The organism is Mucilaginibacter gynuensis (genome assembly GCF_039541195.1).
GTDB classification, from domain to species: domain Bacteria; phylum Bacteroidota; class Bacteroidia; order Sphingobacteriales; family Sphingobacteriaceae; genus Mucilaginibacter; species Mucilaginibacter gynuensis.
The window spans coordinates 1-981 of sequence record NZ_BAABFT010000041.1; the positions used below are offsets into that span (position 1 = coordinate 1).

General features: G+C 44.4%; 1 protein-coding gene. It reads left to right on the top strand.

The features are described from left to right. Nucleotides 1–945, top strand: a 945-nt coding sequence (locus tag ABD894_RS28085) for an integrase core domain-containing protein (RefSeq protein ID WP_345214426.1), incomplete at its 5' end; no start/stop codon positions are given. Between the last annotated feature and the right edge of the window lie 36 nt (nt 946–981).

The window sequence follows — 981 nt, forward strand, 5'->3', positions numbered from 1 at the left end:
CGGAATTATCTTAGCAAATATCGATTCCTGATCAGTGAGTATGAGCAGGTAAAGCGGGGCGAGCATGCCGTCTTTAGATTCGCTAAGGATTTTTATTCTGCACATGATACTGATGCAAGGGCTTTCCTGAAGTATTATAACCTTTTCAAGCAGTCAGGTAATGAACTTGACTTGCTGCCCGGTAAACGTGGCCCTAAATATGGTAGTCGCAGGCCCTCGCCGGCTGACGAGCAGCAGGTATTAGCGTTACGGGACCGGGGCTGCAATAAGTTTGAGATCAACAGTCAGCTTAAACAGAAATCCAATAACTTTATGCCATCGCCTTCGGGAATATACAACATTCTGAAGCGCCATAACCGGAACCGCTTAAAACCGTCAGACCGGGAAGTAAAGGTTAAGATAATTAAGGAACGTATGGGCCAGTTAGGGCATATCGACTGTCATCATTTAAGCAAAAGTGTCATCAGGGGACAACACAGGAAACTTTACCTGCTTTGCGTACTGGACGATTATTCACGCCTGGCCTGGGCTCAAGTGATGGAAGATATTACTGCCTTAAGTACGATGTTTAATGCCATGCACTGCATGCAGGCACTCAAGCGGGAGTTCGGCATACAGTTCGAAGAAATCATTGCAGATAACGGGCCGGAGTTTGGCACCTCTGCCAGCCTGAATAAAAAGAACCATCCTTTTGAGCGGATGTTAATGGAAACCGGCATTAAGCGCCGTTATATGAAGCCTTACCGCCCACAGACAAACGGAAAGGTGGAACGCTTTTGGAGAACACTCAAAGAAGACCTCATTGAAGACACAGACTTTGACAGCCTGGAAGAACTCGAAGATGAACTCCTTAAGTATCTTGTTTATTATAATTGGGAAAGACCTCATCAAGGTATTAATGGTAAAAAACCTATCGATATGGCCTCCCTAAACAACAAAAAATAAAAGCTAATTCTGTTACCGAATTACATAACCCTTACA